This window comes from Frigoribacterium sp. NPDC087798, assembly GCF_044742985.1.
GTDB lineage: Bacteria > Actinomycetota > Actinomycetes > Actinomycetales > Microbacteriaceae > Frigoribacterium.
In genome coordinates, this window is the sequence record NZ_JBIUVP010000003.1 from 74,659 (window position 1) to 99,439 (window position 24,781).

General features: G+C 73.2%; 25 protein-coding genes. 8 read left to right on the forward strand and 17 right to left on the reverse strand.

Annotation, left to right across the window (positions count from 1 at the left end; translation table 11 throughout):
- Positions 1-16: 16 nt before the first annotated feature.
- The 12 genes from hemL to ACIOSR_RS10235 all read right to left on the reverse strand — a co-directional run bounded on the left by hemL (position 17) and on the right by ACIOSR_RS10235 (position 10,884).
- Entirely contained in the window at positions 17-1,360 is a 1,344-nt protein-coding gene (gene hemL, locus ACIOSR_RS10180) for a glutamate-1-semialdehyde 2,1-aminomutase (RefSeq protein WP_159824863.1), read from the reverse strand.
- Entirely contained in the window at positions 1,360-2,349 is a 990-nt protein-coding gene (gene hemB, locus ACIOSR_RS10185) for a porphobilinogen synthase (RefSeq protein ID WP_173153957.1), read from the reverse strand. Before hemB ends, hemL begins: the two co-directional genes overlap by 1 nt.
- Positions 2,349-3,140, reverse strand: a complete 792-nt coding sequence (locus ACIOSR_RS10190) for a uroporphyrinogen-III synthase (RefSeq protein WP_043595220.1) — start codon at positions 3,138-3,140, stop codon at positions 2,349-2,351. Before ACIOSR_RS10190 ends, hemB begins: the two co-directional genes overlap by 1 nt.
- The gene (gene hemC, locus ACIOSR_RS10195; RefSeq protein WP_402752543.1) at positions 3,137-4,123 is read right to left on the reverse strand and encodes a hydroxymethylbilane synthase; all 987 of its coding nucleotides are present in this window, start codon (positions 4,121-4,123) and stop codon (positions 3,137-3,139) included. Before hemC ends, ACIOSR_RS10190 begins: the two co-directional genes overlap by 4 nt.
- 4 nt (positions 4,124-4,127) lie before the next feature.
- Positions 4,128-5,351, reverse strand: a complete 1,224-nt coding sequence (locus tag ACIOSR_RS10200; RefSeq protein WP_402752544.1) for a ferrochelatase — start codon at positions 5,349-5,351, stop codon at positions 4,128-4,130.
- The gene (gene hemQ / locus ACIOSR_RS10205; RefSeq protein ID WP_082460100.1) at positions 5,348-6,121 is read right to left on the reverse strand and encodes a hydrogen peroxide-dependent heme synthase; all 774 of its coding nucleotides are present in this window, start codon (positions 6,119-6,121) and stop codon (positions 5,348-5,350) included. The genes ACIOSR_RS10200 and hemQ overlap by 4 nt, the downstream gene beginning before the upstream one ends.
- Before the next feature lie 112 nt (positions 6,122-6,233).
- On the reverse strand, positions 6,234-6,461 hold the full coding sequence (locus ACIOSR_RS10210) for a DUF3618 domain-containing protein (RefSeq protein WP_043595223.1): 228 nt from the start codon (positions 6,459-6,461) through the stop codon (positions 6,234-6,236).
- Between the two features lie 47 nt (positions 6,462-6,508).
- A complete protein-coding gene (locus ACIOSR_RS10215; protein WP_054147459.1) occupies positions 6,509-6,958 on the reverse strand; it encodes a phage holin family protein in 450 nt (149 codons plus the stop codon).
- Positions 6,955-7,203 (reverse strand): hypothetical protein, encoded by a 249-nt coding sequence (locus tag ACIOSR_RS10220; RefSeq protein WP_043595360.1) that lies wholly within the window; start codon positions 7,201-7,203, stop codon positions 6,955-6,957. Before ACIOSR_RS10220 ends, ACIOSR_RS10215 begins: the two co-directional genes overlap by 4 nt.
- A gap of 117 nt (positions 7,204-7,320) precedes the next feature.
- On the reverse strand, positions 7,321-8,685 hold the full coding sequence (locus ACIOSR_RS10225; protein ID WP_402752545.1) for a protoporphyrinogen/coproporphyrinogen oxidase: 1,365 nt from the start codon (positions 8,683-8,685) through the stop codon (positions 7,321-7,323).
- Positions 8,682-9,749: a uroporphyrinogen decarboxylase gene (gene hemE, locus ACIOSR_RS10230; RefSeq protein ID WP_402752546.1), complete on the reverse strand. Its 1,068-nt coding sequence runs from the start codon at positions 9,747-9,749 to the stop codon at positions 8,682-8,684. The genes ACIOSR_RS10225 and hemE overlap by 4 nt, the downstream gene beginning before the upstream one ends.
- Positions 9,750-9,870: 121 nt before the next feature.
- Positions 9,871-10,884, reverse strand: coding sequence for an NADP-dependent oxidoreductase (locus ACIOSR_RS10235; RefSeq protein ID WP_402752547.1), 1,014 nt, complete (start codon positions 10,882-10,884; stop codon positions 9,871-9,873).
- Positions 10,885-11,037: 153 nt separating this feature from the next.
- On the opposite strand from ACIOSR_RS10235, the gene ACIOSR_RS10240 reads away from it, so the two are divergent.
- Both ACIOSR_RS10240 and ACIOSR_RS10245 read left to right on the forward strand, forming a co-directional pair.
- The gene (locus ACIOSR_RS10240) at positions 11,038-12,324 is read left to right on the forward strand and encodes a glutamyl-tRNA reductase (protein ID WP_402752548.1); all 1,287 of its coding nucleotides are present in this window, start codon (positions 11,038-11,040) and stop codon (positions 12,322-12,324) included.
- A gap of 54 nt (positions 12,325-12,378) precedes the next feature.
- The gene (locus tag ACIOSR_RS10245) at positions 12,379-12,786 is read left to right on the forward strand and encodes an NUDIX domain-containing protein (RefSeq protein WP_402752549.1); all 408 of its coding nucleotides are present in this window, start codon (positions 12,379-12,381) and stop codon (positions 12,784-12,786) included.
- Between the two features lie 98 nt (positions 12,787-12,884).
- Here the strand turns inward: ACIOSR_RS10245 and ACIOSR_RS10250 are convergent, their stop codons facing one another.
- Positions 12,885-13,790 carry a serine hydrolase gene (locus ACIOSR_RS10250; RefSeq protein ID WP_402752550.1) on the reverse strand — a complete coding sequence of 302 codons (906 nt, stop codon included), beginning with the start codon at positions 13,788-13,790 and terminating at the stop codon, positions 12,885-12,887.
- A 5-nt stretch (positions 13,791-13,795) separates the two neighbouring features.
- Positions 13,796-15,760, reverse strand: a complete 1,965-nt coding sequence (locus ACIOSR_RS10255; protein WP_402752551.1) for a M13 family metallopeptidase — start codon at positions 15,758-15,760, stop codon at positions 13,796-13,798.
- A 118-nt stretch (positions 15,761-15,878) separates the two neighbouring features.
- On the opposite strand from ACIOSR_RS10255, the gene ACIOSR_RS10260 reads away from it, so the two are divergent.
- Positions 15,879-17,144, forward strand: a complete 1,266-nt coding sequence (locus tag ACIOSR_RS10260; protein ID WP_173153971.1) for a uracil-xanthine permease family protein — start codon at positions 15,879-15,881, stop codon at positions 17,142-17,144.
- Positions 17,145-17,176: 32 nt separating this feature from the next.
- Positions 17,177-18,511: an MATE family efflux transporter gene (locus ACIOSR_RS10265; protein ID WP_402752552.1), complete on the forward strand. Its 1,335-nt coding sequence runs from the start codon at positions 17,177-17,179 to the stop codon at positions 18,509-18,511.
- Between the two features lie 48 nt (positions 18,512-18,559).
- Here the strand turns inward: ACIOSR_RS10265 and ACIOSR_RS10270 are convergent, their stop codons facing one another.
- Together ACIOSR_RS10270 and ACIOSR_RS10275 are read right to left on the reverse strand one after the other, a co-directional pair.
- Positions 18,560-19,639 (reverse strand): LacI family DNA-binding transcriptional regulator, encoded by a 1,080-nt coding sequence (locus ACIOSR_RS10270; RefSeq protein ID WP_267659136.1) that lies wholly within the window; start codon positions 19,637-19,639, stop codon positions 18,560-18,562.
- Positions 19,640-19,703: 64 nt separating this feature from the next.
- Entirely contained in the window at positions 19,704-20,366 is a 663-nt protein-coding gene (locus ACIOSR_RS10275; RefSeq protein WP_159828314.1) for a hypothetical protein, read from the reverse strand.
- Between the two features lie 134 nt (positions 20,367-20,500).
- Between ACIOSR_RS10275 and nucS the strand changes: the two genes are divergently transcribed.
- From nucS to ACIOSR_RS10295, 4 genes are all read left to right on the forward strand, one after another.
- Positions 20,501-21,196 (forward strand): endonuclease NucS, encoded by a 696-nt coding sequence (nucS, locus tag ACIOSR_RS10280; RefSeq protein ID WP_056044151.1) that lies wholly within the window; start codon positions 20,501-20,503, stop codon positions 21,194-21,196.
- A 145-nt stretch (positions 21,197-21,341) separates the two neighbouring features.
- The gene (locus tag ACIOSR_RS10285; RefSeq protein WP_402752553.1) at positions 21,342-21,593 is read left to right on the forward strand and encodes a hypothetical protein; all 252 of its coding nucleotides are present in this window, start codon (positions 21,342-21,344) and stop codon (positions 21,591-21,593) included.
- Positions 21,594-21,617: 24 nt separating this feature from the next.
- Entirely contained in the window at positions 21,618-22,295 is a 678-nt protein-coding gene (locus ACIOSR_RS10290; protein WP_056044155.1) for an HAD hydrolase-like protein, read from the forward strand.
- A complete protein-coding gene (locus tag ACIOSR_RS10295; RefSeq protein WP_402752554.1) occupies positions 22,292-23,593 on the forward strand; it encodes a CynX/NimT family MFS transporter in 1,302 nt (433 codons plus the stop codon). Before ACIOSR_RS10290 ends, ACIOSR_RS10295 begins: the two co-directional genes overlap by 4 nt.
- Positions 23,594-23,644: 51 nt before the next feature.
- Here the strand turns inward: ACIOSR_RS10295 and ACIOSR_RS10300 are convergent, their stop codons facing one another.
- On the reverse strand, positions 23,645-24,553 hold the full coding sequence (locus ACIOSR_RS10300; RefSeq protein WP_173153978.1) for an SDR family oxidoreductase: 909 nt from the start codon (positions 24,551-24,553) through the stop codon (positions 23,645-23,647).
- Positions 24,554-24,781 lie beyond the last annotated feature (228 nt).

Consider the following 24,781-nt stretch of genomic DNA (forward strand, 5'->3'; position numbering starts at 1 on the left):
CGCGCGCTCGAGCGGACTAGTGCGGCGCCTGCGCGGCCGCGGCGGCCTTGGCCGCGGCGGGCACGGCGTCGAGGATGCGCGACACCACGTCGTCGTCGTGGGCCGCCGTGACGAACCACGCCTCGAACACCGACGGGGGCAGGTTGACCCCGGCGTCGAGCATGGCGTGGAAGAACGGCGGGTAGCGCCAGGACTGCTGGGCGCGGACGTCGTCGTAGTCGTTCGGTGCCGTCGGCGTGAAGGCGAACGAGAAGAGCGACCCGGCGCGCTGGACGCTGTGCTCGACGCCCTCGGCGGACAGGGCGGCCGAGACGCCGGCCGACAACTGGTCGGCGACGGTGTCGAGCCGGGCGTAGACCTCGGGCGTGGCGAGCCTGAGCGTGGCGATGCCGGCGGCGACGGCCACCGGGTTGCCGCTGAGCGTGCCCGCCTGGTAGACCGGCCCCAGCGGGGCGAGGAAGTCCATCACCTCGGCGCGACCGCCCAGGGCGGCGAGCGGCATGCCCCCGCCGATGACCTTGCCGAACGTGATGAGGTCGGGCTCCCACCCGGCGCCGTCCGGGACGACCCGAGCGGCCTCGAGACCCCACCAGCCCGCGCGTCCCACGCGGAAGCCGGTGAGCACCTCGTCGACGATCAGCAGCGAGCCGTGGCGTCGCGTGATCTCTGACAGGCTGCGGTTGAAGCCCCGCTGCGGCGCGAGCACGCCCATGTTGGCGGCGGCGGCCTCGACGATGACGGCGGCGATGCGCGGGCCGTGCTCGTCGAAGGCCGCACGCACGGCGTCGAGGTCGTTGTAGGGAAGGACGAGCGTCTGGGCGGCGGTCTCGGCCGTGATTCCGGCCGAGCCGGGCATCGACAGCGTCGCGACGCCCGAGCCGGCCTCGGCCAGCAGCGAGTCGGAGTGCCCGTGGTAGTGCCCGGCGAACTTCACGAGCAGGTCGCGACCGGTGTAGCCGCGGGCGAGGCGGATGGCCGTCATGGTCGCCTCGGTGCCGGTGGACACCATGCGCAGCTTGCCGATCGGCCGTTGGTCGCCGACGGCGACGCGTTCGCGGACCAGCTCGGCGAGTTCGGTCTCGGCGGGCGTCGAGGCCCCGAACGACAGGCCGCGCGCGGCCGCCTGCTGGACGGCCTCGAGCACCTCGGGGTGGGTGTGCCCGAGGATCGCCGGACCCCACGAGGCGACGAGGTCGACGTAGTCGCGTCCCTCGGCGTCGGTGACGTAGGCGCCCTTGGCACCCACGAGGAACCGTGGCGTCCCGCCGACGGAGCCGTACGCACGGACGGGCGAGTTGACGCCGCCCGGGATGGACCGCTTCGCCCGGGTGAAGTAGGTGTCGTTGCTCTGCTCGGTCATCAGAACCGCTCCTTCTGGAGGCGCGTGGCCAGTTCGGTGGCCCAGTACGTCAGGATCGCGTCCGCACCCGCCCGCTTGATCGACAGGACGCTCTCGTACGACGCCGCGTCGAGGTCGATCCAGCCGTTCGCGGCGGCCGCGTGGATCATCGCGTACTCGCCGCTGATCTGGTACGCCCACACCGGGACGGTGCTCGTCGCGGCCGTCTCGGCGAGGACGTCGAGGTAGCTCATCGCCGGCTTGACCATGACGACGTCGGCACCCTCGGCGATGTCGAGGTCGACCTCGCGCAGGCCCTCGCGTCCGTTGGCGGCGTCCATCTGGTACGTGCGGCGGTCTCCGACCAGCGTCGACTGGACGGCCTCGCGGAAGGGGCCGTAGAAGGCCGACGCGTACTTGGCGGCGTAGGCGAGCAGTGCCGTGCCGCCGAAGCCGGCCGCGTCGAGGGCGTCGCGGGCCGAGCCGATCTGACCGTCCATCATGCCGCTCATGCCGATCAGCTGGGACCCGGCCTCGGCCTGCACGACCGCCATCTCGTCGTAGCGGACCAGGGTGGCGTCGTTGTCGACCGAGCCGTCGGCGGCGAGGACGCCGCAGTGGCCGTGGTCGGTGAACTCGTCGAGGCAGAGGTCGGTCTGCACGACCAGCGCGCCCTGGGCGGCGTCGACGGCCACGCGGGTGGCCACGTTGAGGATGCCCTCGGGGTCGGTCGCGCCCGACCCGACGGCGTCCTTCTCGAGGGGCACCCCGAAGAGCATGATGCCCCCCACACCGGCCTCGGCGGCCTGCTCGACGGCCCGGGGCAGGCTCGACAGGCTGTGGTGGACGACGCCCGGCATGGACGAGATCGGGGTGGGCTCGTCGATGCCCTCGCGGACGAACATCGGCAGGACGAGGTCGGCGGGGTGCAGGCGCGTCTCGGCGGTCAGACGACGCAGGGCGGGGGTGGCGCGGAGGCGGCGGGGCCGCACTCGGGGGAATTCGGACATCAGTCCTTCTCGGTGGGGGGCGTTCCGGCGGACGGGCCGTCGAGGGCGTGGTCCACCACGGCCTCGACGAGGGCGGCCGCCGATCGGGTCTCGGCGATCAGGTGCACGGGCAGCCCCGCGGCACGGGCGTCGAAGGCGGTGCGCGGGCCGATGCACGCGACGAGGGTCTGCGGGGGCAGGGGCGCCAGCTGGGCGGCGATCTGCCGGGCGACGCTGCCCGAGGTCACGAGCAGGACGCCGATCGAACCGTCGGCGACGCCGTCGCGCACCTCGGCCGAGACGGGCACGCCCACCGTGCGGTACGCCGAGACGAACTCGGCGTCGAACCCGCGGGCCGACAGCCCGGCGACGAGGGTCGGCTCGGCGAGGTCGGACTGCGGGACGAGCACGCGACCGGTGACCTCGTCGGCCGGCCACTCCTTCACGAGTCCGCGGGCCGAGTTGTCGCCCTCGGGGACGAAGTCGACGCGGATGCCCGCCAGGCTCAGGGCGGCGGCGGTGGTCTCGCCGACCGCGGCGACCCGGGTCGAGGCAGGGGGCCGGATGCCGTTGCCGACCAGGACGTCGACCGTGGTGGCACTCGTGACGACGAGCCACTCGTAGACGCCGGACTCGAGGCGGGCCAGGGCCGCGGCGAGCAGCTCCGGCGTCTCGGCCGGGGCGAAGTTGATGAGGGGGGCGATCACCGGGGCGGCACCGCGCGACCGGAGCGAGGCCGCGACCCCGTCGCCCCACTTGCCACCGCGCGGCACCAGGACGCGCACGCCCTTGAGCGGCTTGTCGGCGGTCACGAGGCGCTGCCCAGGGGGTCACCGCCGGCCGGTCCGCCGCCCAACGGGGCGAACTCGGCCGCACCGGAGTCGAGCAGCTCGTCGACGACACGGCCGGCGACCTCGTGGACGTCGGCGAGGCGCGCGACGAGCGGACCGTCGTCGAGGGAGACGGCGTGCGACGAGCTGAGGCGTCGGCCGCCGTCGGGGCTGTAGACGGTCGCGCTGAGCAGCAGCAACCCGGCGTCGACGACGGCACTGGCACCGACGGGAGCCGCGCAACCGGCCTCGAGCCCGGCCAGCACGGCCCGCTCGGCCGTCACCACGAGGCGGGTCTCTTCGTCCTCGATGGCGGCCAGTCCGCGGGCGAGCGCCTCGTCGGGATCGCCTTCGCGGACCTCGACGGCGAGCGAGCCCTGGCCGGGCGCACTGGGCCAGAAGCCGAGCCCCAGCAGTTCGGTCGCGGCGTCGAGGCGTCCCAGGCGGCCGAGACCCGCCGCGCTGAGCAGGACGGCGTCGAGGTCGACGCCGACGCGACCGAGCCGCGTGTCGACGTTGCCGCGGATGTCGACGACCTCGAGGTCGGGACGTCGCGAGAGCAGCTGGGCGGCACGACGCGGCGATCCCGTGCCGACGCGGGCACCCTCGGGTAGTCCTTCGAGGGTCAGCCCGTCGCGCGCGCAGAGGGCGTCGCGGGCATCCGCCCGACCGGGCGTCGCCCCGATGACGAGACCGGGGTGCGTGGCGGTGGGGAGGTCTTTGAGCGAGTGCACGAGGGCGTCGCACTCGTCCGCGAGGAGCGCCTCGCGCAGGGCGCTGGCGAACACGCCGGTGCCCCCGAGCGACGCCAGCGACTCGCCGGTGCCCTGCGAGCGGTCCCCCTCGGTCTTGATGCGGACGAGTTCGACGTCGTGACCGGTCGCGGCCGCGATGCGGTCGGCGACGGTGGTCGACTGGGCGACGGCCAGCGCGCTGCCCCGAGTTCCGATGCGGATGGTCGCCACGGGGTCAGGGGACCAGGCCGGACAGGGCGGGCTTGAAGCCCAGTCGCACGTTCTCGCAGCAGCCGGGACGGCAGACGTCGTACCAGGGCCCGAGGTCGGTCACGTGGGGGCGGTCCTCGGCGGGGACGCCGTCACGACGCTCGAGCACGAGGTCGACGAGCCCGGTGACGTAGTTCGGGTCGATGCCCGGCGTCGGGGTGCGCGTCGCCCAGAAACCGTTCTTCTCGCTGGTCTCCATCGCCTCGTTGTCGAGGTCCCACATGACCTCCATGTGGTCGCTGACGAACCCGAGCGGCACGATGACGACGGCGCGGGTCGGACCGCCGGCCAGGTCGTCGATCGCGTCGTTGATGTCGGGCTCGAGCCACGGCATCGAGGGCGGGCCGCTGCGCGACTGGTAGACGAGCTGCCAGGGGACGGTGGTGCCGCCGCCCTCGGGCAGGTCGAGGTCGAGGGCGGCCTCGGCCGCGGCCATGACGACCTCGGCGACGGCCTTGTGCTGGGCGGCGTAGGCACCGTCGGCGTCGAAGCCGCGCGCCTGGGGGCCGCTCTTGGCCGCGTCGGTCGACGGGATCGAGTGCGTCGCGAAGAGCACCTGGACCTCGGTCGAGAGGTCGAGCCCCTCGTTCTCGGCGCGAGCCGCGACGAGCGCGTCGCGCACGCCGTCGATGAACGGCTGGACGAAACCGGGGTGGTCGAAGAACTGGCGGACCTTGTCGATCTGCATGGTGCCCTCGAGGCCGGTGGCGTCGAGCGCCATGGCGAAGTCCTCGCGGTACTGGCGGCACGAGCTGTAGGACGAGTAGGCGCTGGTCGCGACCGCGATGAGCTTGCGGAACCCGCGCTCGTCGGCCTCGCGCACGGCATCGGCCATGTAGGGCTGCCAGTTGCGGTTGCCCCAGATGACCGGCAGGTCGATGCCGCGACGGTCGAGCTCGGCCTCGAGGGCGGCCTTGAGCTCGCGGTTGTGCTCGTTGATCGGGCTGACGCCGCCGAAGTGGCGGTAGTGCGTCGCGACCTCTTCGAGCCGCTCTTCGGGGATGCCCCGACCGCGCGTGACGTTGCGCAGGAACGGGATGACGTCGTCCTGCCCCTCGGGCCCGCCGAAGCCGGCCAGCAGGATGGCGTCGTAGTCGGTCGGCTCGGAGACGTGCTCGGGGCCGGAGGCCGCGGCGGGGGTGGCGTTGCGGACGAGCTGCCCGTTGGTGATGTTGCTGGTGTCGGTCACGACAAGACCTCGATGATGTCGGTGGTGGGGATGCGTCGGCCCGTGAAGAACGGGATCTCTTCGCGGACGTGGCGGCGGGCCTCGGTGTAGCGCAGGTCGCGCATGAGGTCGACCAGTTGCACGAGCTCGGGAGCCTCGAGGGCGAGGATCCACTCGTAGTCGCCGAGCGAGAAGCTGGCGACGGTGTTCGTCAGCACCGCGCGGTGCTCGGAGCCCTGCTTGCCGTGCTCGGCGAGCATCTGACGGCGCTCGGCCTCGGGCAGCAGGTACCACTCGTAGCTGCGCACGAACGGGTACACCGTCAACCAGGTCTCGGGTGCCTTGCCCCGCATGAAGGCCGGGCTGTGGTTGCGCGAGAACTCGGCCTCGCGGTGCATGCCCATGGCGTTCCAGGTGGGCAGCAGGCCGCCCAGCACGTCGGTGCGCAGCAGCTGCCGGTAGGCCGACTGGACGGCCTCGGGCACCTCGCCGTGCAGCCAGATCATGATGTCGGCGTCGGCCCGCAGGGCGCTGACGTCGTAGAAGCCACGGACGGTCACGCCGAGACCCGCCAGGGCGTCGACGACCGCGTCGAGCTGCGGGACGTCGTCGAGCTCGGGGGCGTAGGGGTTCTGCGGGTCGCGTCGCAGCACGGCCCAGAGCGTGTAGCCGAGGCGTTCGACGGGTGGCGGTGTGCTCGCCGCGGCGTCGTCGGACTCGGTCTGGACGGGTGCTGCGGATGAATCGGACGTCGGCAGTACGGGCGCTGCCGCGTCGGCGCTGGAACTCATGCAGCCATTCTCCCTCTCGGCACGCTGGGAGCCCAACCAGGTTGCTCCCGGTCGAGCGAACGGCACCCGGCGCCCGCCGGCGGTCGAGTCGACCGGCGAGCCGCGCGAGCGGTCAGCGGCGCTTGACGACCGCGACGACGACGCCCGCGACGGCCAGCGCACCCGCCCCGGCGGCGGCGAGCCACGGGGTCTTGTCGCGGTCGAACGACGCCTTGGCGCGGTGCCCGGCGATGCCCAACTGCTTGGGCACGTTCAGCTTGTCCTCGAGTTCGTTGAGGGTCGCGGCGAGCTCGGCGCGCGTGCGATCGATGTGGGCCTGGATGTCGCTGCTGTCGCTCACGGTGCTCCTGTCGGGAACGGGAAGGGTGGGGGTGTCGAGGAGGCGCGTCAGCGCTCGTCGAGGCGGGCGCCGGGGATCGACCCCACGCCCTTGACGGCCTTGAGGTCGGCCTTGAGGCTCGCGATGGTCTTCTCGGGGACCGCCGGGAGCCCCTTCTTGATCGCCTTGTACCCGAGGAACGCGAGCAGGGCGGCGACGAGCAACAGCACGCCGGCGACGATGAGGGCCGACGCCCAGCCGGGAAGCCAGATGGCGAGCAGCAGGACGATGCCGGTCAGGAGGACGCCGAGCATCGCGAAGACGAAGACCAGGGCCCCGACCAGGAAGCCGGCACCGATGCCGAAGGCCTTGAGCGTGCCGATGACCTCGTACTTGAGCAGGGCCAACTCGCCCTTGACCAGGTCGGTGACCAGCGTCGGGACGTCCTGCACCAGGGCGAAGAGCGACCGCGGCCTGGTCTTGTGCCGCACCTTGTCGCTGCGCGTCGAGTCGGTCATTTCTTTCGGCCGCCGCCGAAGGCCTTGGAGATGCCCCGGGTGATGCCGGTGACGACGGCGTCCACGCCGTCGGCCGTCTTGGCACCGGCGAAGTCCTGGCCCTTGGCGACCTGGCGCTGCACGGCCCGGCTGTTCCAGACCTTGGACGCCCTCTCGGTGATCTGCTCGTACCGGTCGTGGCCGGCGCGGGCGCCCAGCACGAATCCGACAGCGGCTCCGGCGACGAAGATCAGTTTGCCTCGCACGGGGGACTCCATTCGTGGTCGTACGCGCGACGGCATGTGCCGCACACGTCCCTCCAATGTAGCCCGAGGCGGGTGCCCGACGCCCGCGCCGGACCGAAGCGGTCCGAGCCCGGGACCTCAGTCGCGGGACGGGGGCGCCGACAGCGCCGCCACGAGGGTGGCGGCCTGACGACGCGAGTGGGCGATGATCGCGGCCAGCCCCCGTCCCGCCACCGCGCCTCCTGCCTGGACGACCTCGACCACGGGCTCGGTGACGACCGCCGCCTCGGCCCGGCGCGGGGCGTCCCAGGTGGCCCGGCCGAAGCCGACCAGGTGGCGCGCGGCGAGGTCGACGCCGAGCAGGGTCGAGGCGTCGGCGAGCGCCGCGTCGCGCACCTCGGCGTCGGGTGTGTCGCGGTCGACGACGGGCGAGTCGAAGCTGAGCCGGAGCACGTGGCGTCCCCCGGCGAGCTCGGCCAGCCAGCTCCATTTGACGGTCGCGTGGGTGAGGGCCTTGGCCCGGAGTCCGGTCGAGCCGGGGGCGACGAGGACGCCCGTGCCCCGGGGCGCCGCGTCGAGCTCCGGCCGGTCGACGACGAGGGTCGCGAGGGTGATCGCTCCGGGCGGCACCGAGGAGGCGCGGGTCGTCAGGGCCACCGCGTCGTGGTCCCCGACGGCCAGCACGACCTGTCTCGCCCGGACGTGCTCACCGCCCGCGGTCTCGACGCCGGTCTCGTCGATCGAGCGGACGCGGGTGCCGAGGCGGACGTCGACGCCGTGCCGCTGGAGGTCGGCGACGATCGGGTCGACCAGCCGGGCGAGGCCGCCGCGGATGCCCGCCACCGCCGAGCCGGCCGGGGCGAGGGCGCGTAGTCCGAGCACGGCGGCGGCGAGGCTGCCCTCGCGCTGGAGGGCCGAGCGCAGCCCGGGGGCCACGCGATCGACGGCGAGCAGGTCGGGGTGGAGCGAGTGGACGCCCGAGACGATGGGACTGACGAGCCGGTCGACGACCTCGTCACCCATGCGCGCCCGGACGAGACCCCCCAGGGTGGTTTCTTCGGCCCCGATCTCGGCGGGCAGGTCGGCGTCCGCGAGCGCGCGGGTCACACCGGCCTCGCCGACGACGGCTCGCACGTCGGCGGCGGACGGGTCGCCGGGGATGCCGAGCAGCCCCGTGCGCGGGATGGGGAAGGACTCGCCGTCGGCCTCGTGCAGCCAGGCCCCGCGGGGATCGGGCAGGACGATGTCGTCGCCGAGGCCGAGTTCGGTGGCGAAACCGGCGACCGTGCCGCCCCGGGTCGCGAAGCTCTCGGCCCCGGCGTCGAGTGCGATGCCGGCGACCACGTGTCGCGAGACCTCGCCGCCCAGTCGGTCGGACGCCTCGAACAGCACGACGCCCAACCCGGCGGCGGCCAGGTCACGGGCGAGCACGATGCCGCCCATGCCGCCGCCCACCACGGCGACGTCGACGACGCCGCTCGGGGTGACGACGGGCGGGATCACAGCGTGTGCGCGAGCTCGACGATGCGGGTGAGCACGTCGGGGTCGGTGTCGGGGCTGACGCCGTGGCCGAGGTTGAGCACGTGCGCCGGGGCCGCCCGACCACGCTCGACCACGTCGCGGACGTGCGCCTCGAGCACGGCCCACGGCGCCTGGAGCATGGCGGGGTCGATGTTGCCCTGCACCGGGGTGGAGCCACCGAGGCGACGCGAGGCCTCGTCGAGCGGGATGCGCCAGTCGACCCCGACGGCGTCGGTGCCGACGTCGCGCATGGCGGCCAGCACCTCGCCGCTGCCCACTCCGAAGTGGATGCGGGGCACGTCGAGGTCGGCGACGTGCGAGAGGGCACGGGCCGAGTGGCGGGCGACGTGCGCGGTGTAGTCGGCCAGCGAGAGCGACCCGACCCACGAGTCGAACAACTGGGCGGCGCTCGCCCCGGCGAGCACCTGCGCCCGCAGGAAGGCACCGGTCACGTCCGCGGCCCAGGTGAGCAGGGCGTCCCAGGTCTCGGGATCGCCGTGCATGAGGGCACGCGCGCGGATGTGGTCCTTCGACGGCCCGCCCTCGACGAGGTAGGCGGCGAGGGTGAAGGGGGCGCCGGCGAACCCGATCAGCGGCGTGCTGCCGAGCTGCGCGACGGTCTGGGCGACGCCCGCGGCGATCGGGGCCAGCGCCTCCGGGGCGATCGGCCGCAGGGCCGCGACGTCGGCCGCCGTGCGGATCGGCGTCTCGAGCACCGGTCCACGACCCGGGACGATGTCGACCGAGACGCCGGCCAGCTTGATCGGCACGACGATGTCGCTGAAGAAGATGCCCGCGTCGACGCCGTGACGGCGGACCGGCTGCAGCGTGATCTCGCTCGCCAGGTCGGGCGTGAGGCAGGCGTCGAGCATGGCGGTGCCGACGCGCAGCTCGCGGTACTCGGGAAGCGAGCGCCCCGCCTGGCGCATGAACCACACCGGCAGCGTCTCGGGCCGGTCGCCGCGCAGGGCACGGACCAGCGGTGAACGCGTCGTGAGGCCGGCGGCCAGCGGGTGCTGCTCGGGCAGGGCGGAGGTCTGGGTCACGTGGTCGATTGTCCCATCGCCCGCTGGACGTCGCGTCGAGGCGACCCGCGGCCGGCCCCGCCACGGCGGGACCGTCCCGGTCGGATCGCCTCGAACGCGCGAGCGGACGAGGAGGCGCGGGTCAGGAGACCGCGACGACCATCTTCCCGACGTTGTCGCCGCGCATCAGCCCGGTGAAGGCGTCGAACGCGTTGTCGACGCCCTCGACGACGGTCTCGTCGTACACGACGTCGCCGGCGGAGAGCCAGGGGCCCATCTCGGCCTGGAACGCGGGTGCGAGGTGGCGGTAGTCGCCCAACGTGAAGCCCTTCATCGTCAGACCGCGGGTGACCATGTTGGTCATGCCCGTGATGCCGACCGGGGCGCCCGTGGAGTTGTAGTTCGCGATCGAGCCGCAGAGTGCGGCACGACCGCCGGTGCGGAACGAGGCGAGGGCGGCCGACAGGTGGTCGCCGCCGACGTTGTCGAAGTAGAGGTCGATGCCGTCGGGAGCGGCCTCGGCGAGCAGCTCGGAGACGTCACCGTCCTTGTAGTTGAACGCGGCGTCGAAGCCGTACTTCGAGGTCAGCAACTCGACCTTCTCGGCCGAACCGGCGCTGCCGATCACGCGCGAGGCTCCCTTGAGGCGGGCGATCTGGCCGACCATGGTGCCGACGGCCCCGGCGGCACCCGACACGAAGACGACGTCGCCCTTGCGGATGCCGGCGATCTCGGTCAGGCCGACGTACGCCGTCAGGCCGGTGAGGCCGAGCACGCCCAGGTACGCCGACAGGGGCACGCCGTCGACGGGCTGCACGGCACGGAACGTGGCCGCGCCTCCCTGGGCCACGTCGCGCCAGCCCTGCTCGTGCAGCACGACGGTGCCGACCGGCAGGTCGTCCGAACGCGACTCGACGACGCGGCCGACGGCCCCGCCGGTCATGGTCTCGCCGAGGGCGAAGGGCGGGACGTACGACTTCACGTCGTTCATGCGACCGCGCATGTAGGGGTCGACCGACAGGAACTCGTTCTGCACGCGGACCTCGCCGTCGCCGAGCTCGGGCAGGGTCACCTCGACGCGGGCGACGTCGTCGGGGGTGGGCTCGCCGTGCGGGCGGGCGACGAGCTGCCACTGGATGCTGGTGGTCGAGGTCATGGTGTCTCCTTGGTTCGATGCGGTGCGGGCCGGCGGCCGGAATGCGGCCCCGGGCTCCGTTGTTGCAAGCTGCAACTGTCGTGTGGCATTCCCGGCCACTCGACGTCGAGTCAACGCCCAGCCGAAAACGCCGATCAGAGTTAGGATCACTCAGTGCTCATCTGCCTCACGGCGTCCCACCAGAACGCCAGCTTCGACCTCCTCGAGAGGCTGAGCATCGGCGCACCCTCGGCGGCGGGCACCCTGGTCGACGGCAGCGACTTCGTCAGCGGCGCGGTCGTGCTCGCGACCTGCAACCGGTTCGAGGCCTACCTCGACGTCGACGAGCCCCTCACCGCCGGCAGCGCCCTGGCCGTCGAGGCCACGATCGAGACCATGAGCACCGCCAGCGGCGTCGAGCCCGACGACCTGCGCGACAGCGTCCGGGTCATCACGGGGGACGAGGTCGTCGAGCACCTGTTCGCCGTCAGCTCGGGCCTCGAGTCCGTCGTCGTCGGCGAGGACGAGATCTCGGGCCAGGTGCGCCGTTCGCTCGAGCGCGCCCGCCACGACGGCACCACCTCGCGCGACCTCGAGCGGCTCTTCCAGAAGGCGTCGCAGACCTCCCGGGGCATCAAGAACCAGACCAACGTCGGAGGCGCGGGCCGGTCACTCGTACGCCTCGCGCTCGAGCTGGCGTCCTCACGGGTGACCGACTGGTCCGAGGCGCGCGTCCTCATCGTGGGCACCGGCCAGTACGCGGCCACCACCGTCGCGGCACTCCGCGACCGTGGCGCCGACCAGCTCGCCGTCTACTCGGGTTCGGGCCGCGCCGAGTGGTTCGGCCTCAAGCACGCCGCGACGCCGTACGACGACCTCGCCACCGCCGTCGCCTGGAGCGACGTGCTGATCACCTGCACCTCGACCACCGAGCCGGTCGTCACCCGCGACGTCGTCCTCCCCGGCGGCCGCCGCCTCGTGATCGACCTCGGGCTGCCCCGCAACGTCGACCCGCTCGTCGCCGGCGTCGAGGGCGTCGAGCTGCTCGACCTCGAGACCATCAGCCTGCACGCGCCGCTGCCCCAGCTCAGCGCGGCAGACGACGCCCGCGCCCTCGTCTCGTCCGCGGCCGCCGAGTTCCAGGCCGTCGCCGCCGAACAGTCGCTCACGCCGTCCGTCGTCGCGCTGCGCAAGCACGTCTTCGACCTGCTCGACGCCGAGATCGAGCGCGCGCGGTCGCGCGGGGACTCGTCCGACCGCACCGAATCGGCCCTGCGACACGTCGCCGGCGTGCTGCTGCACACCCCCTCCGTCCGGGCGCGCGAGCTGGCCCGAGAGGGCCGGGGCGACGAGTTCCGCGACGGCCTCGAGGCGCTCTTCGGCGTGACCGACGGGCGCCGCGCCTCCTCGTCGTCGCCGTTGCGCGCGGTCGACGACGAGCGTCAGGCCTCGGCGGGCTGATCGCCCCGGACGCCCGTGCACCGGGCCGACGTCGTGGTGCCCGAGGATGGCCTGATGGACACCATCGTCGTCAGCGCACTCGCCCTCGTCCGTGACCGTCGCATGCTGATGGTGACCGCCCGCGGCCGTGACGTGCTGTACCTGCCCGGCGGCAAGCTCGATGCCGGCGAGACCGCGGCCGAGGCGCTGGTCCGGGAGTCGCGCGAAGAGGTCGGCGTCGAACTCGACCCGACGACCGTCGTCGAGCTCTTCACCGTCGTGACGCAGGCGCACGGCGAGCCCGAGGGTCGGCAGGTCGCCATGACGGTCTTCGCGGCCGAGCTCTCGGCGACGAGCCCCGAGCCGGCGCCCGCCGCCGAGGTCGGCGCGGTCCACTGGGTCACCTCGGCCGACGCGGGCCGGTGCCCGCCGGCCGGTGTCGCGACGCTCGAGCGCCTCCGGGGGCTCGACCTGGTCGACTGAGTCGGCGCGGGGGCACGGCCGGGCCGCGGCTCGGTGCGGCGCTCGGCTCGGCGCGGCAGCCGGCTCGATGCGGCACCCGGTTCGGTGCGGCACCCGGCTCAGTGCACGTACTCGAGGGCGTCGGTGCCCACGGCCCGCAGGGCTTCGAGCGCCCGGAGGCGGTGGGCGAGGGTCAGGTCGTCGAACGTGACGATCACGCAGTACGCGACGCTGCGGCGCGGCCCGCGGAGCACCCCGAGCTCGGAGCGCACCCCCGGGTCGCCACCGGTCGTGTGGACGATCTGCAGGTCGTGGTCGAGCCGCCGGTGCCCGAGCGGATCGAGACCGAACGGTGCCGCGACGAGCGACGTGTCGGCGCCCAGCGACAGCCAGCCGAGCACCCGGTTCGACACGGCCCGGTCGACGACCTCGCCGCGGGCGAGGGACACCATGAGGCCGCCGAGTTCGTGAGCCGTGCCCACGGCGAGCGCGGGCGCGTCGTCGGGGCCGCGGGACGACCGGGTGACGTCGAGGAGGGCGGTCTTCGTGAGACCGAGCGATTCGCCTCGTGCCCGCACGGCGGCCAGGCCCACCCGACCGATGAGCGCGTCGATCGCCGCCCCGTCGCGGAAGGCCCCGACGAGCGTCGCCGCGTCGGTCACCGGGAGGCTCGTCCGGCGGAGGTAGGGCCAGAGGCCACGGGGCCCCTGGTCGCCGGGGTCGCCCGGCCGGTCGAGTTCGTCGAGGGGGCGGAGCGTGCCGTCCTCGATGCGGGCCGACACCTCGACCAGGAGCAGGACGGCACCGAGCTGGCCCACCGGCAGCGCCACGTGCTCGTCGACGCTCAGCAGGTCGGCCCCCGCGTCGAGGTCCCTGACCGAGGCCGAGACCTGCCCACCCGCGAGCGCCAGGTCGCCCAGGGCGGCGAAGGACACCGAGAACGACTCGAGCGCGCGCCCGCCACCGTGGCGCGGCTCGTGGTCGGCGCCGTCGCCGTTCTCCCGTCGGGCCCGACGGCCGGGCACCTGACCTACCAAATGGTGACGCGCTCCTCGGCCGGCAGCCACAGGGCGTCGCTCTCGGTGACGCCGAACGTCTCGTAGAACTCGTCGATGTTGCGCACGATCTGGTTGCACCGGAACTCGTTCGGCGAGTGCGGGTCGATCGAGACGAGACGGATCGCCTCTTCGTCGCGCAGCTTGATCTGCCAGGCCTGAGCCCAGCTCAGGAAGAACCGCTCGGCGCCGGTCAGGCCGTCGATCACGGGCGGCTCGCTGCCGTCGAGCGAGATGAGGTAGGCCTTCCAGGCGATCGAGAGCCCGCCGAGGTCGCCGATGTTCTCGCCGATGGTGAGGGCGCCGTTGACGTGGTGGTCGGGCACCTGCCTCGGGGCGAGGGCGTCGTACTGCGCGATGAGCGACGAGGTCAGCTCCTCGAACGCCTCGCGGTCGGCGGGGGTCCACCAGTCGGTCAGCTTGCCGTCGCCGTCGTACTTCGAGCCCTGGTCGTCGAAGCCGTGGCCGATCTCGTGGCCGATCACGGCACCGATGGCTCCGTAGTTGGCGGCGGCGTCGCGCGTCTCGTCGAAGAACGGGAACTGCAGGATCGCCGCGGGGAACACGATCTCGTTCATGCCCGGGTTGTAGTACGCGTTGATGGTCTGCGGCGTCATGAACCACTCGTCGCGGTCGAGCGGCTGGCCGATCTTGCCCAGCTCGCGGTCGAAGCCGAAGGCGGCGGTGGCCCGCACGTTGCCGACCAGGTCGGCGGGGTCGATCGACAGGGCCGAGTAGTCGCGCCATTTCTCAGGGAAACCGATCTTGGGCGTGAACTTCTCGAGCTTGTCGAGGGCCCGGGCTCGGGTCTCGTCGGTCATCCACTCGAGGCCCGTGATGCTCTGTCGGTAGGCCTCGACCAGGTGGCCGACGAGGACGTCCATCGCGGTCTTTGCCTCGGGCGCGAAGTGCCGCTCGACGTAGATGCGCCCGACGGCCTCGCCGAGGGCGCCCTCGACCAGCGAGACGCCGCGCTTCCAGCGGGCACGCTGCACGGGGGTGCCGGTGAGGGTGCGACCGTAGAAGCCGAAGTTCGCCTCGACGAAGGGCGTCGACAGGTAGGCGGCCATGGAGCGGACGATCTGCCAGCGCAGCCAGTCGCTCCAGGCGTCGAGGCGGTCGTCGGTCAGCAGCGAGGCCAGTCCGGTGACGAACGACGGCTCGCGCACGACGAGCTCGTCGAAGACGCCGGCCGGGCCGCCCACGGCGTCCCGCCAGGCCGTGAGGTCGACGCCCTCGGCGAGCGCGTCGAACTCGGCCCAGGGCAGCAGGTTGTAGGTCTTGTCGCTGTCGCGGGTGGCGACGTTGCTCCAGTGGTGCGTGGCGAGGGCGGTCTCGAGCCCGACCACGCGGTCGGCGCGGGCCGAGGCGTCGTCGAGGCCGGCGAGCCCGAGCATCTGCTCGACGAACGCCCGGTAGGCGGTCCGCACCGACTCGAACTTCTCGTCGCGGTAGTAGGACTCGTCGGGCAGGCCGAGGCCGCCCTGCTCGACGAAGACGACGTACCGCTCGGGGTCGCCCGGGTCGTTGTCGACGAAGAGCTGGACGAAGCTCGGCATGCCCTGCTTCTCGAGCGAGCCCAGGAGGCGCGTGAACGAGGTCACGTCGGTGACCGTCTCGACCTCGGCCAGGAGCGGTTCGAGGGGTGCGGCGCCGAGCGCCTCGATGCGCTCCTCGTCGGTGAAGCTGGTGAAGAGGTCGCCGACCTTGCGGGCCTCGGTGCCGGGTTCGGCGGACTGGGACTCGACCACGATCTCGCGGACGGCCTTCTCGGCCTCTTCGGCGAGCAGGTAGAAGGAGCCGTAGCGCGCCTTGTCGTCGGGGATCTCGGTGCGGTCGATCCACGCGCCGTTGACGTGCCGGAAGAGGTCGTCCTGCGGGCGGACCGCCGGGTCGAGTTCGTCGGTCTGGATTCCGCTGCTCAGTGCGTCGCTGGTCATGCCCGTCAGCCTAGGTGAGGCCCCCGACGGCGGGCCGGGCCGGACCCGCGGCGGCCCGGGCTGACGAGGCCGTCCCAGGAAACACGGAGGAAACGGCACCCCCAGTACAGTTCTCGACATGGCACTCCCCTGGGCACTGCACGGCGACGGCAAGACGGTCGACCCGACCGAGATCGTGGCCCCGGAGGAGCGGCTCAGCTGGCCGCGCACCATCGGCCTCGGCGGCCAGCACGTCGTCGCGATGTTCGGCGCGACCTTCCTCGTGCCGATCATCACCGGGTTCCCGCCGAGCACGACGCTGTTCTTCTCCGGCATCGGCACCCTGCTCTTCCTCGTCATCACGAAGAACCGCCTGCCCAGCTACCTGGGCTCGTCGTTCGCGTTCCTCGCCCCGATCGCGGCCGCCACCGACGTGGGCGGCATCCCCCTCGCGCTCAGCGGCATCATCGTCGTCGGCGCCCTGCTCGCGGTGATCGGCCTGGTAGTGAACCTCGCGGGCACCCGCTGGATCGACGCCCTGCTGCCCCCGGTGGTCAGCGGCTCGATCGTCGCCCTCATCGGCTTCAACCTGGCCCCGGCCGCCCGCGACAACTTCGCGCTCTCGCCGGGCATCGCCTTGATCACGCTCGCCGCGGTCGTGCTGAGCGCCGTGCTCTTCAAGGGCCTGCTCGGCCGCCTGTCGATCTTCGTCGGCGTCGTCGTCGGCTACGTCGCCGCCGTGATCGCGGGCGCCGTCGACTACAGCGCCGTCGCGGCCGCGCCGTGGGTGGGCCTGCCGACCTTCACGGCCCCCGCCTTCGACCTCGGGCAGCTGCCGATCTACCTCGGCTTCCTGCCCGTCGTGCTCGCCCTGATCGCCGAGAACGTCGGCCACGTCAAGGGCGTCGGCCAGCTCACGAAGCGCAACCTCGACCCGCTGACCGGCCGGGCACTCTTCGCCGACGGCCTCAGCACGGTGCTCGCCGGCCTCGGCGGCGGCTCGGCGACGACCACCTACGGCGAGAACATCGGCGTGATGAGCGCCACCCGCATCTTCTCGACGGCCGCGTACTGGGTCGCCGGCGTCGTGGCGATCCTGCTCGGGCTGTCGCCCAAGATCGGCGCCGTCATCTTCACCATCCCGCCGGGGGTGCTCGGCGGCGTCACGACGGCGCTCTACGGACTCATCGGCGTGATCGGCATCCGCATCTGGGTCGAGAACAGGGTCGACTTCAGCCGCCCGAAGAACCAGCTGACCGCCGGCGTCGCGCTCATCATGGGCATCGCCGACTTCACCCTGGCCCTCGGGGGCGCGAGCTTCGGCGGCATCATCCTCGGCACGGTCGCGGCCATCGTCGTGTACCACCTCATGTCGGCCGTGGGTCGGGCCCGGGGCACCGACTGACGGTGGGACGCCGCCGCGGCGAGCCGTCCCCGGTGACGGCCTCGCGCCTCCGTTCGCCCTGGGACCGACGCATCGTCGCCCTCGCGGCGCCGGCGCTCGGCGCGCTGATCGCCGAACCGCTCTTCCTCCTTACCGACACCGCGATGGTCGGGCACCTGGGCACGGTGCCCCTCGCCGGGCTCGGCATCGCGAGCGTCGTGCTGCAGACCGCCCTCGGCCTGCTGATCTTCCTGGCCTACGCCACGACGCCGACCGTGGCCCGACGGCTCGGCGCGGGTGACCGGCCCGGAGCGATCCGCGCCGGCGTCGACGGGCTCTGGTTCGCGCTGCTGGTCGGGGTGGTGCTCGCCGGGGTCGGGGCACTCGTCGCCCGCCCCCTCGTCGGCCTGTTCGGCACCGACCCGGCCGTCGTCGACGCCGCGGCGACCTACCTGACCGTGTCGATGCTCGGCCTGCCCGGCATGCTGCTCGTGATCGCGGCGACCGGACTGCTGCGCGGCCTGCAGGACACCAGGACGCCACTGGTCGTCGCGACGGTCGGCTTCGCGGCGAACGCGGGCCTCAACGCGCTCTTCCTCTACGGCTTCGGCTGGGGCATCGCCGGCTCGGCCGCGGGGACCGTCGTCGCGCAGTGGGGCATGGCCGCAGTGTACGTGGTGATCGCCGTCCGTGCCGCGCGGGCCGTCGGGGCTCCGCTGCGTCCGGGGCTGGCCGGCGTCGGTCGCACGGCACGCTCCGGCGCGTGGCTGCTCGTGCGCAACGCGTCCCTGCGGATCGCGATCATCGCGACCGTCTGGGCCGCCGCCTCCTCGGGGGTGACCGGACTCGCGACGATCCAGGTCGCACTCACCCTGTTCAGCACGCTGGCGTTCGCCCTCGACGCGCTGGCCATCGCCGGCCAGGCCCTCGTCGGCCACGCGCTCGGTCAGGGCGATCGCGAGGCGGTGCGCGCCGTCACCCGCCGGCTGATGCTGTTCGGGGTCGGCGGCGGTCTGCTGCTCGGCGTGCTGCTGGCCGCGGTCTCGCCGCTGCTCGCACCCGTCTTCAGCGGCGACGACGCGGTGCGCGACCTGCTGCCCCGGGTCGTGCTGGCGATGGCCGTGGGCATCCCGCTGGCCGGCTTCGTCTTCGTGCTCGACGGCGTGCTCCTCGGCGCCGGCGACGCCCGCTACCTCGCCCTCGCCGGCGTGGTCAACACGGTCGTCTACCTCGCGATCCTGATCCCGCTGGAGGCGCGGGTCGGGCCGGACGCGCGGGGCACGGTCGCCCTGTGGCTGGCCTTCGGCCTGGGCTACATCGGCATCCGCGCCGTGACGCTGGGCCTCCGGGCGCGGTCGGACCGCTGGATGGTCGTCGGCGCCGGCTGAACCCGGGGTCGTGGGTCGGCGTCGGCGAGGAGGCGTCGGGGTCGGGCGTCAGCGCGCGGGCGGACCCGTGGTCGAGCCGGGGCGGAAGACGCTCGTGAACGTCGTGCCCTCGACGGGGTCGCCGGCGAGGAGCGCGAGCACTGCGCGACCGGCCGCGCGGCCCTTCTCGACGGCGGGCTGGACGACCGTCGTGAGGTCGGCGGCGCGCGGGTCGTCGAGGCGCACGCCGTCGTAGCCGACGACGCTCAGGTCGCCCGGCACGGACAGCCCCAGGTCGTCCGCCGCCGCGATGACGCCCGACGCGAGCAGGTCGCTCTGGGCGACGATCGCCGTCGGCCGCTCGGCCTCGGGCACGTCGAGCAGGCGCAGGCCGGCGCGGTGCCCCTCGCTCGTCCAGCTGCCGCGGGTGGCCAGGCCGCCCACGCCCGGGAAGACCTCGCGGGTGCCGCGCAGCCGCTCGAGGGTCGGCCAGGAGGTGCCCCGGGCCACGCGCGCGTCGGTGAGCTCGTCGTCCCCGTCGCCGCTCGACCGGCCCGGGCCGAGCTCGAGCGCGACGACGGCGACCCGTCGGTGGCCGAAGTCGTGCAGGTGCTGCGCCAACAGGCGGGACGAGCCCACGTTGTCCTCGGCGATGTCGAGCACGCCCTCGGTCGGCGGGGCCTCGATCGAGACCACCGGGATGCCGCGCCGACGCATGATCGACACGGACTGGTCGAGGCGGGTGCTGCAGCCGAACAGCACGACGGCGTCCACCGGGGCGTCCAGCAGGCGGGACCGCTCGCCCGCGGTCTCGGTCAGCAGCAGCAGCGAGTTGTCGGCCGGCCCCGTGACGTCGGCGATGCCGTCGAGCATGGCCACGTTGATCGGGTCGCGGAAGGCCGTGCTGAGGGTGGACTCGAGGACGGCGCCGACGATGCCGGAACGCCCACGCCGCAGCGACCTCGCGCGGGGGTCGGGCCCGGCGTAGCCGAGTTCGTCGGCGGCGGCGAGCACCCGCGCGCGGGTCTCGTCCGAGACGGGGCCGGTCCCGCTGAAGGCCAAGGAGGCGGTGCTCGCGCTCACCCCGGCGACCCGCGCCACCGACGCGAGGGTCGGCCTCGCGGCGACGTCGCCCTCTGCCCGGCTCATGCTGCCGCAGCCTAGCCGACGGGGCCGGACGGCCTCCGGGTGAGCGGTGACGGTCGGTGCGGCGTCAGTCGACGGGTCGCACGGGCGGTTCGTCGACGCCCAGGGCCGTGACGTAGTCGGACGCGAGACCGGGCAGCTGTGTCCAGTCGCCGTAGTGCGCGGCGGCCTCCATCAGGTCGACGATCGCGCCGCGGACGGTCTCGCCGAGGGCGGGCCGCATGTCGTGCACCGCGACGGCCCTCGCGCTGCAGAGGATCTCGAGCGGCAGCAGCAGGTCGTCGCGCACGTGCTGACGGGCCGCCGGCGAGAGCACCTGCACGATCGCCCGGACGAGGTCGAGGAAGTGGGCGACGTCCGCGGGCAGGGCCAGCCCGTGGGCCGTGCAGGCCGGTCGGCGCACGGCGGGCTCGGGGACGTCCTCGAGCGACGTCGCCGTCGTCGACGCCACGGAGACCATGCGGACCAGGTCGCGCAGCAGCACCTCGTTGAACCGCCGGTGCCAGACGACGACGTGGGCACCGCTGAACGGGGCGCGCACCACGACCTTCATGCGCCTCAGCTCGAAGAGGGCGAGGTGCACCTCGCCGGGGGTGACCCGGTGCTCGCGCACGATGGTGTCGACGTCGAGGGAGTCGCCGGGCGCGTAGCGCGCCGTCGCCAGGTCGACGAGCAGCAGCTCGGCCGTGTCGTGGGTCGTCGTCCGCAGCGGCCGGGTCGTGGCGGGCATCGGGTGGGGCATCGTTCCTCCTGGAGGCGTCTCGGTGGCCGTCCTGCCGACCATCTGTCATGAATGTATTTCACATATGCATACTTGTCAACGAGGGCCCCTGCCGCGTTCGCGCCGCCCCGTAGGATCGTCGGGTGCGCCTCGTCATTGCCCGTTGCTCGGTCGACTACGCCGGTCGACTGTCCGCCCACCTGCCCCTGGCCACGCGCCTCCTGATGGTCAAGAGCGACGGCAGCCTGCTCGTCCACTCCGACGGGGGCAGCTACAAGCCCTTGAACTGGATGAGCCCGCCCTGCACCATCCGCACGGTCGAACCCGACGACGACCAACGCGAGGCCGGCGTCGTCGAGCTGTGGAAGGTGACCCAGGCCAAGACGGCCGACCTCCTGGTGGTGTCGATCCACGAGGTGCTGCACGACTCGTCCCACGAGATGGGCGTCGACCCGGGGCTGACCAAGGACGGCGTCGAGGCCGACCTGCAGAAGTTGCTGGCCGAACAGATCGAGCTGCTCGGCGAGGGCCACACCCTCGTCCGCCGCGAGTACATGACCGCCATCGGGCCGGTCGACATCCTGGCCCGCGACGCGAAGGGCGCCGCGGTGGCCGTCGAGCTGAAGCGGCGAGGCGACATCGACGGGGTCGAGCAGCTCACGAGGTACCTCGAGCTGATGAACCGCGACCCGCACCTCGCCCCCGTGACCGGGGTGTTCGCCGCGCAAGAGATCAAACCGCAGGCCCGCACACTGGCCCACGACCGGGGCATCCGCACCCTCCTGCTCGACTACGACGCCATGCGCGGGCTGGACGACTCGCACTCCCGCCTCTTCTGACGCCGGCCCACGAGGGTGCGGGGCCACGCGGGTGCGGGCCCACGCGGGTATGGGCCTACGCGGGTATGGGCCTACGAACCCTTGTGATACTCACATTTCAGGGTTATATTTCTGCTACGACCCCCATCGACCGCAGGAGCAACCCGTGACCTCACCGATCTTCGACACCCTGGCCGCCGAACGCGAGGCGACCCCCGTCTTCCGATCCCTCGCGAGCAGGCCCGACGCCCCCCAGCGCCCGTTCGACGCGACGCGACGGAGCCCGGCCCCGCACGCGACCGCGACCGCGACCGCGACCGCGAAGACGAGCACGACGAGTGCGGGTGCGAACGCGACGGCGATCCGGGACGCCGTGTCGGCCGTCGCGACCTGGCCGCTCCGAGCGGTCCCCTGCTGACCCCCGATCCGTAAGCTGGGGGTGATGACTCTCCCCTACACGGCCGTCCTCTACGACCTCGACGGCACCATCGCCGACTCGGCGCCCGCGATCACCGCCAGCCTCGCCCACACGATCGGCGAACTCGGCCTGCCGGTGCCCTCCCCCGCCGACCTCATGGCCTGGGTCGGCCCGCCCCTGCCGCAGAGCTTCGAGGTGCGCCTCGGCCTCGACGGCGAGCGCCTCGTCGACGCCATGCGGCTCTACCGCGCGCACTACCTGGCCCACGGCGCCCTCGAGGGCGAGGTCTTCCCCGGGGTGCCCGACCTCATGGCGGCCGTGCACGCGGCCGGCATCCCCACCTCGACCGCGACCTCGAAGCCCGAGACCCCGGCCACGGCCATCCTCCGGGCCCACGGCCTCGACCGCTACCTCGACGTCATCACCGGCGCGTCCGACGACGAGGTGCGCAACACCAAGGCCGACGTCGTCGAGGAGGCCCTGAAGCGCCTGCGGGCCCGCGGGGCCGACCTCTCGCGGCCCGTCCTGCTCGGCGACCGCCACCACGACGTCGAGGGCGCGGCCGTGCACGGCGTGCCAACCATCCTGGTCGGCTGGGGTTACGGCGAGCCCGAGGAGTACGTCGGTGCGGTCGCCGTGGCGGCGGACGTCGACGAGGTGGCCGACCTGTTGGGCGTCTCCCTGCTGCGCGGCGCCGCGTGACCCGGGCCGCGGCCGCGGTGCGGTCGCCCGCCGCCTGGTTGCTCACCCTCGCGATCGTGCTGATCGCCCTCAACATGCGCGGGCCGATCGTGGCCCCGGCCCCCGTGCTCGACCAGATGAGCGCCGACCTCGGCCTCACGGCGGTCGTCGCCGGGCTGCTCACCAGCATCCCCGTGCTCTGCTTCGCCGTGGCGAGCCCGTTCGCCTCGGCCCTGATCGGCCGGATCGGCGCCGAGCGCGCCGTCACGCTGGGGCTCGCCGGCGTGCTCCTCGGCACGCTGCTGCGCACGGCCGGTGGCACGGTGTGGCTCTACGTGGGCACGATCGTGATCGGCGTCGCCATCACGATCGGCAACGTCGTGCTGCCCGTCGTCATCCGTCGTGACTTCAGCCCCGAGCGGGCCGGCTTCGTCACCGGCATCTACACCTCGGCCCTCAACGTCGGGTCCATGATCACCTCGCTCGCGACGGCCCCGATCGCCTCGGTCGTCGGCTGGCCCCTCGCCCTCGTCACCTGGGGGCTGCTCGCCGTCCTGGCCGCCGTCGTCTGGTCGATCGCCGTCGGCCCCCGCGTCGCGGTGCGGGGCGGCAGCGTGGCCGTGGTGCCGGGGTCGCAGGCCGACGTCGACGACCGGGACCGCGCCTCCTCGGCGACCGACGTCTTCACGGGCGGCATCGACGTCGTCGAGCCCGGCGAGGCCGAGGTCGACGCGCGCGAGCGACGACGCAGCGCGACCCCGCTGCTGCGTCGGTGGACGACCTGGGGCCTGACGCTGGCCTTCTCGGGGCAGGCGTTCGGCTACTACGGGCTCACGGCCTGGATGCCCACGCTGCTGCGCGACGAGGTCGGCCTCACCCGCGAGGCGGCCGGCGCGAGTTCGTCGGTCTTCCAGATCCTCGCGGTCGTGGGTGCGCTGGGGGTGCCGTTCCTCGCCCTGCGCGTGCGGCCGGCGGTCGTCATCGGGCTGATCGCCGTCTTCTGGTCGGCCATGCCGCTGGGCCTGCTCTTCGCTCCCGAGCACTGGCTGCTCTGGTCGATCTTCGGTGGGGCCGCGCAGGGCGGCGGCATCACGATCATCTTCATCGTCATCGTGCGCATGGCGTCGACCGACGTCGAGGCACGACGACTGTCGGCCCTGGTGCAGGGCGGCGGTTACGCGATCGCCGCGCTCGGGCCGCTCGCGATCGGCGCACTGCACGACGTCAGCGGCAACTGGCAGATCCCGATGATCGGCGTCGCCGCGGCGGTCGTCGTGCTCGGCGTCAGCGGCGTGCTGTCGTCGCGACGCGTGCCCTGAGCCGGCCGGGCCGCCGGCCGGGCCGACGACCGGGCGGCCTCCCGGGCCGGGTCAGTGCTGGACGCCTCCGGCGAAGAGCACCTCGAGCGTCAACGGGTCGCGTCCGGTCAGGTCGCGCACGGACGACGTCACCTGCGCCACCTCGCCCGAGGCCATGGACGTGTAGGTGCTGACCCAGGCGTCCGCCTGGAAGGGCTCGGGTTCGAAGACGCGGCGGGACTCGTAGGCCTCGTCGACCGTCTCGTCCACGAACGTGAACGACCGTCCGCCGAGGGCGGTGAGACGTGCAGCCGCCTCGGTCAGGGTGAACGCCTCCGACCCGGTGAGGTCGTAGGTCGCCCCGGCGTGCGACTCGTGGTCGAGCAGCACGACGGCCGCCACCGCCGCGACGTCGGCCCGGGCCACCGCCGCCACGCGCCCGTCACCGGCCGGGCCGCGGATCACGCCCTGCTCGTCCGCGAACAGCGGGATGAAGTCCAGGTAGAAGTTGTCCCGCAGGAACGTGAAGGCCAGCCCCGACTCGCGGATGTGCTGCTCGGTCGCGAAGTGGTCCCGCCCGAGCGTGAAGACCGAGTCCGCCGACGCACCGGCGAACGACGTGTAGACCACGTGCCGCACGCCCGCCTCGACGGCCGCGTCGACGAACGAGCGGTGCTGGTCGACGCGGTCGGGGGCCTCCGCCGCCGACACCATGAACAGCGTCTCGACCCCGCGCAGGGCCTCGACGGAGGCCGCCCGGTCGCCGTACGTGGCGACGGCGACCTCGGCCTCGGCCCCGTCGAGTCGGGGTGCCCGGGTGGCGTCGCGCACGACGAGCCGCAGCGGCACGCCCCGCTCGGACAGGTGCGCGGCCACGATGCCGCCCACGGCGCCCGTCGCACCCGTCACGGCGACGAGGGACGAGGAGGCGCGGGCGGGTTCCCCGAGGGAGGCGGAGGAGGTCTCGGTCGAGTCGGTCATGCCTCACTGAACCATGCGCGGTGGGGGCGGCTCCCAGGCGGGGCCGACCCGCGCCTCCTCGTCCGCCCGGCGGGCCCCGATCGGCGTCGTTGCAGGGATCGAGACTCGTTATCGACTGCCCGGATCGGTGGCCGTCGCCGACGGGCGCCGGTAGATTCGACGCCGGCCCGGAACGCCGGCGGACCGACCCGCCGGGCCGATCGCCACCCCGATCCTCCATCCCGACGA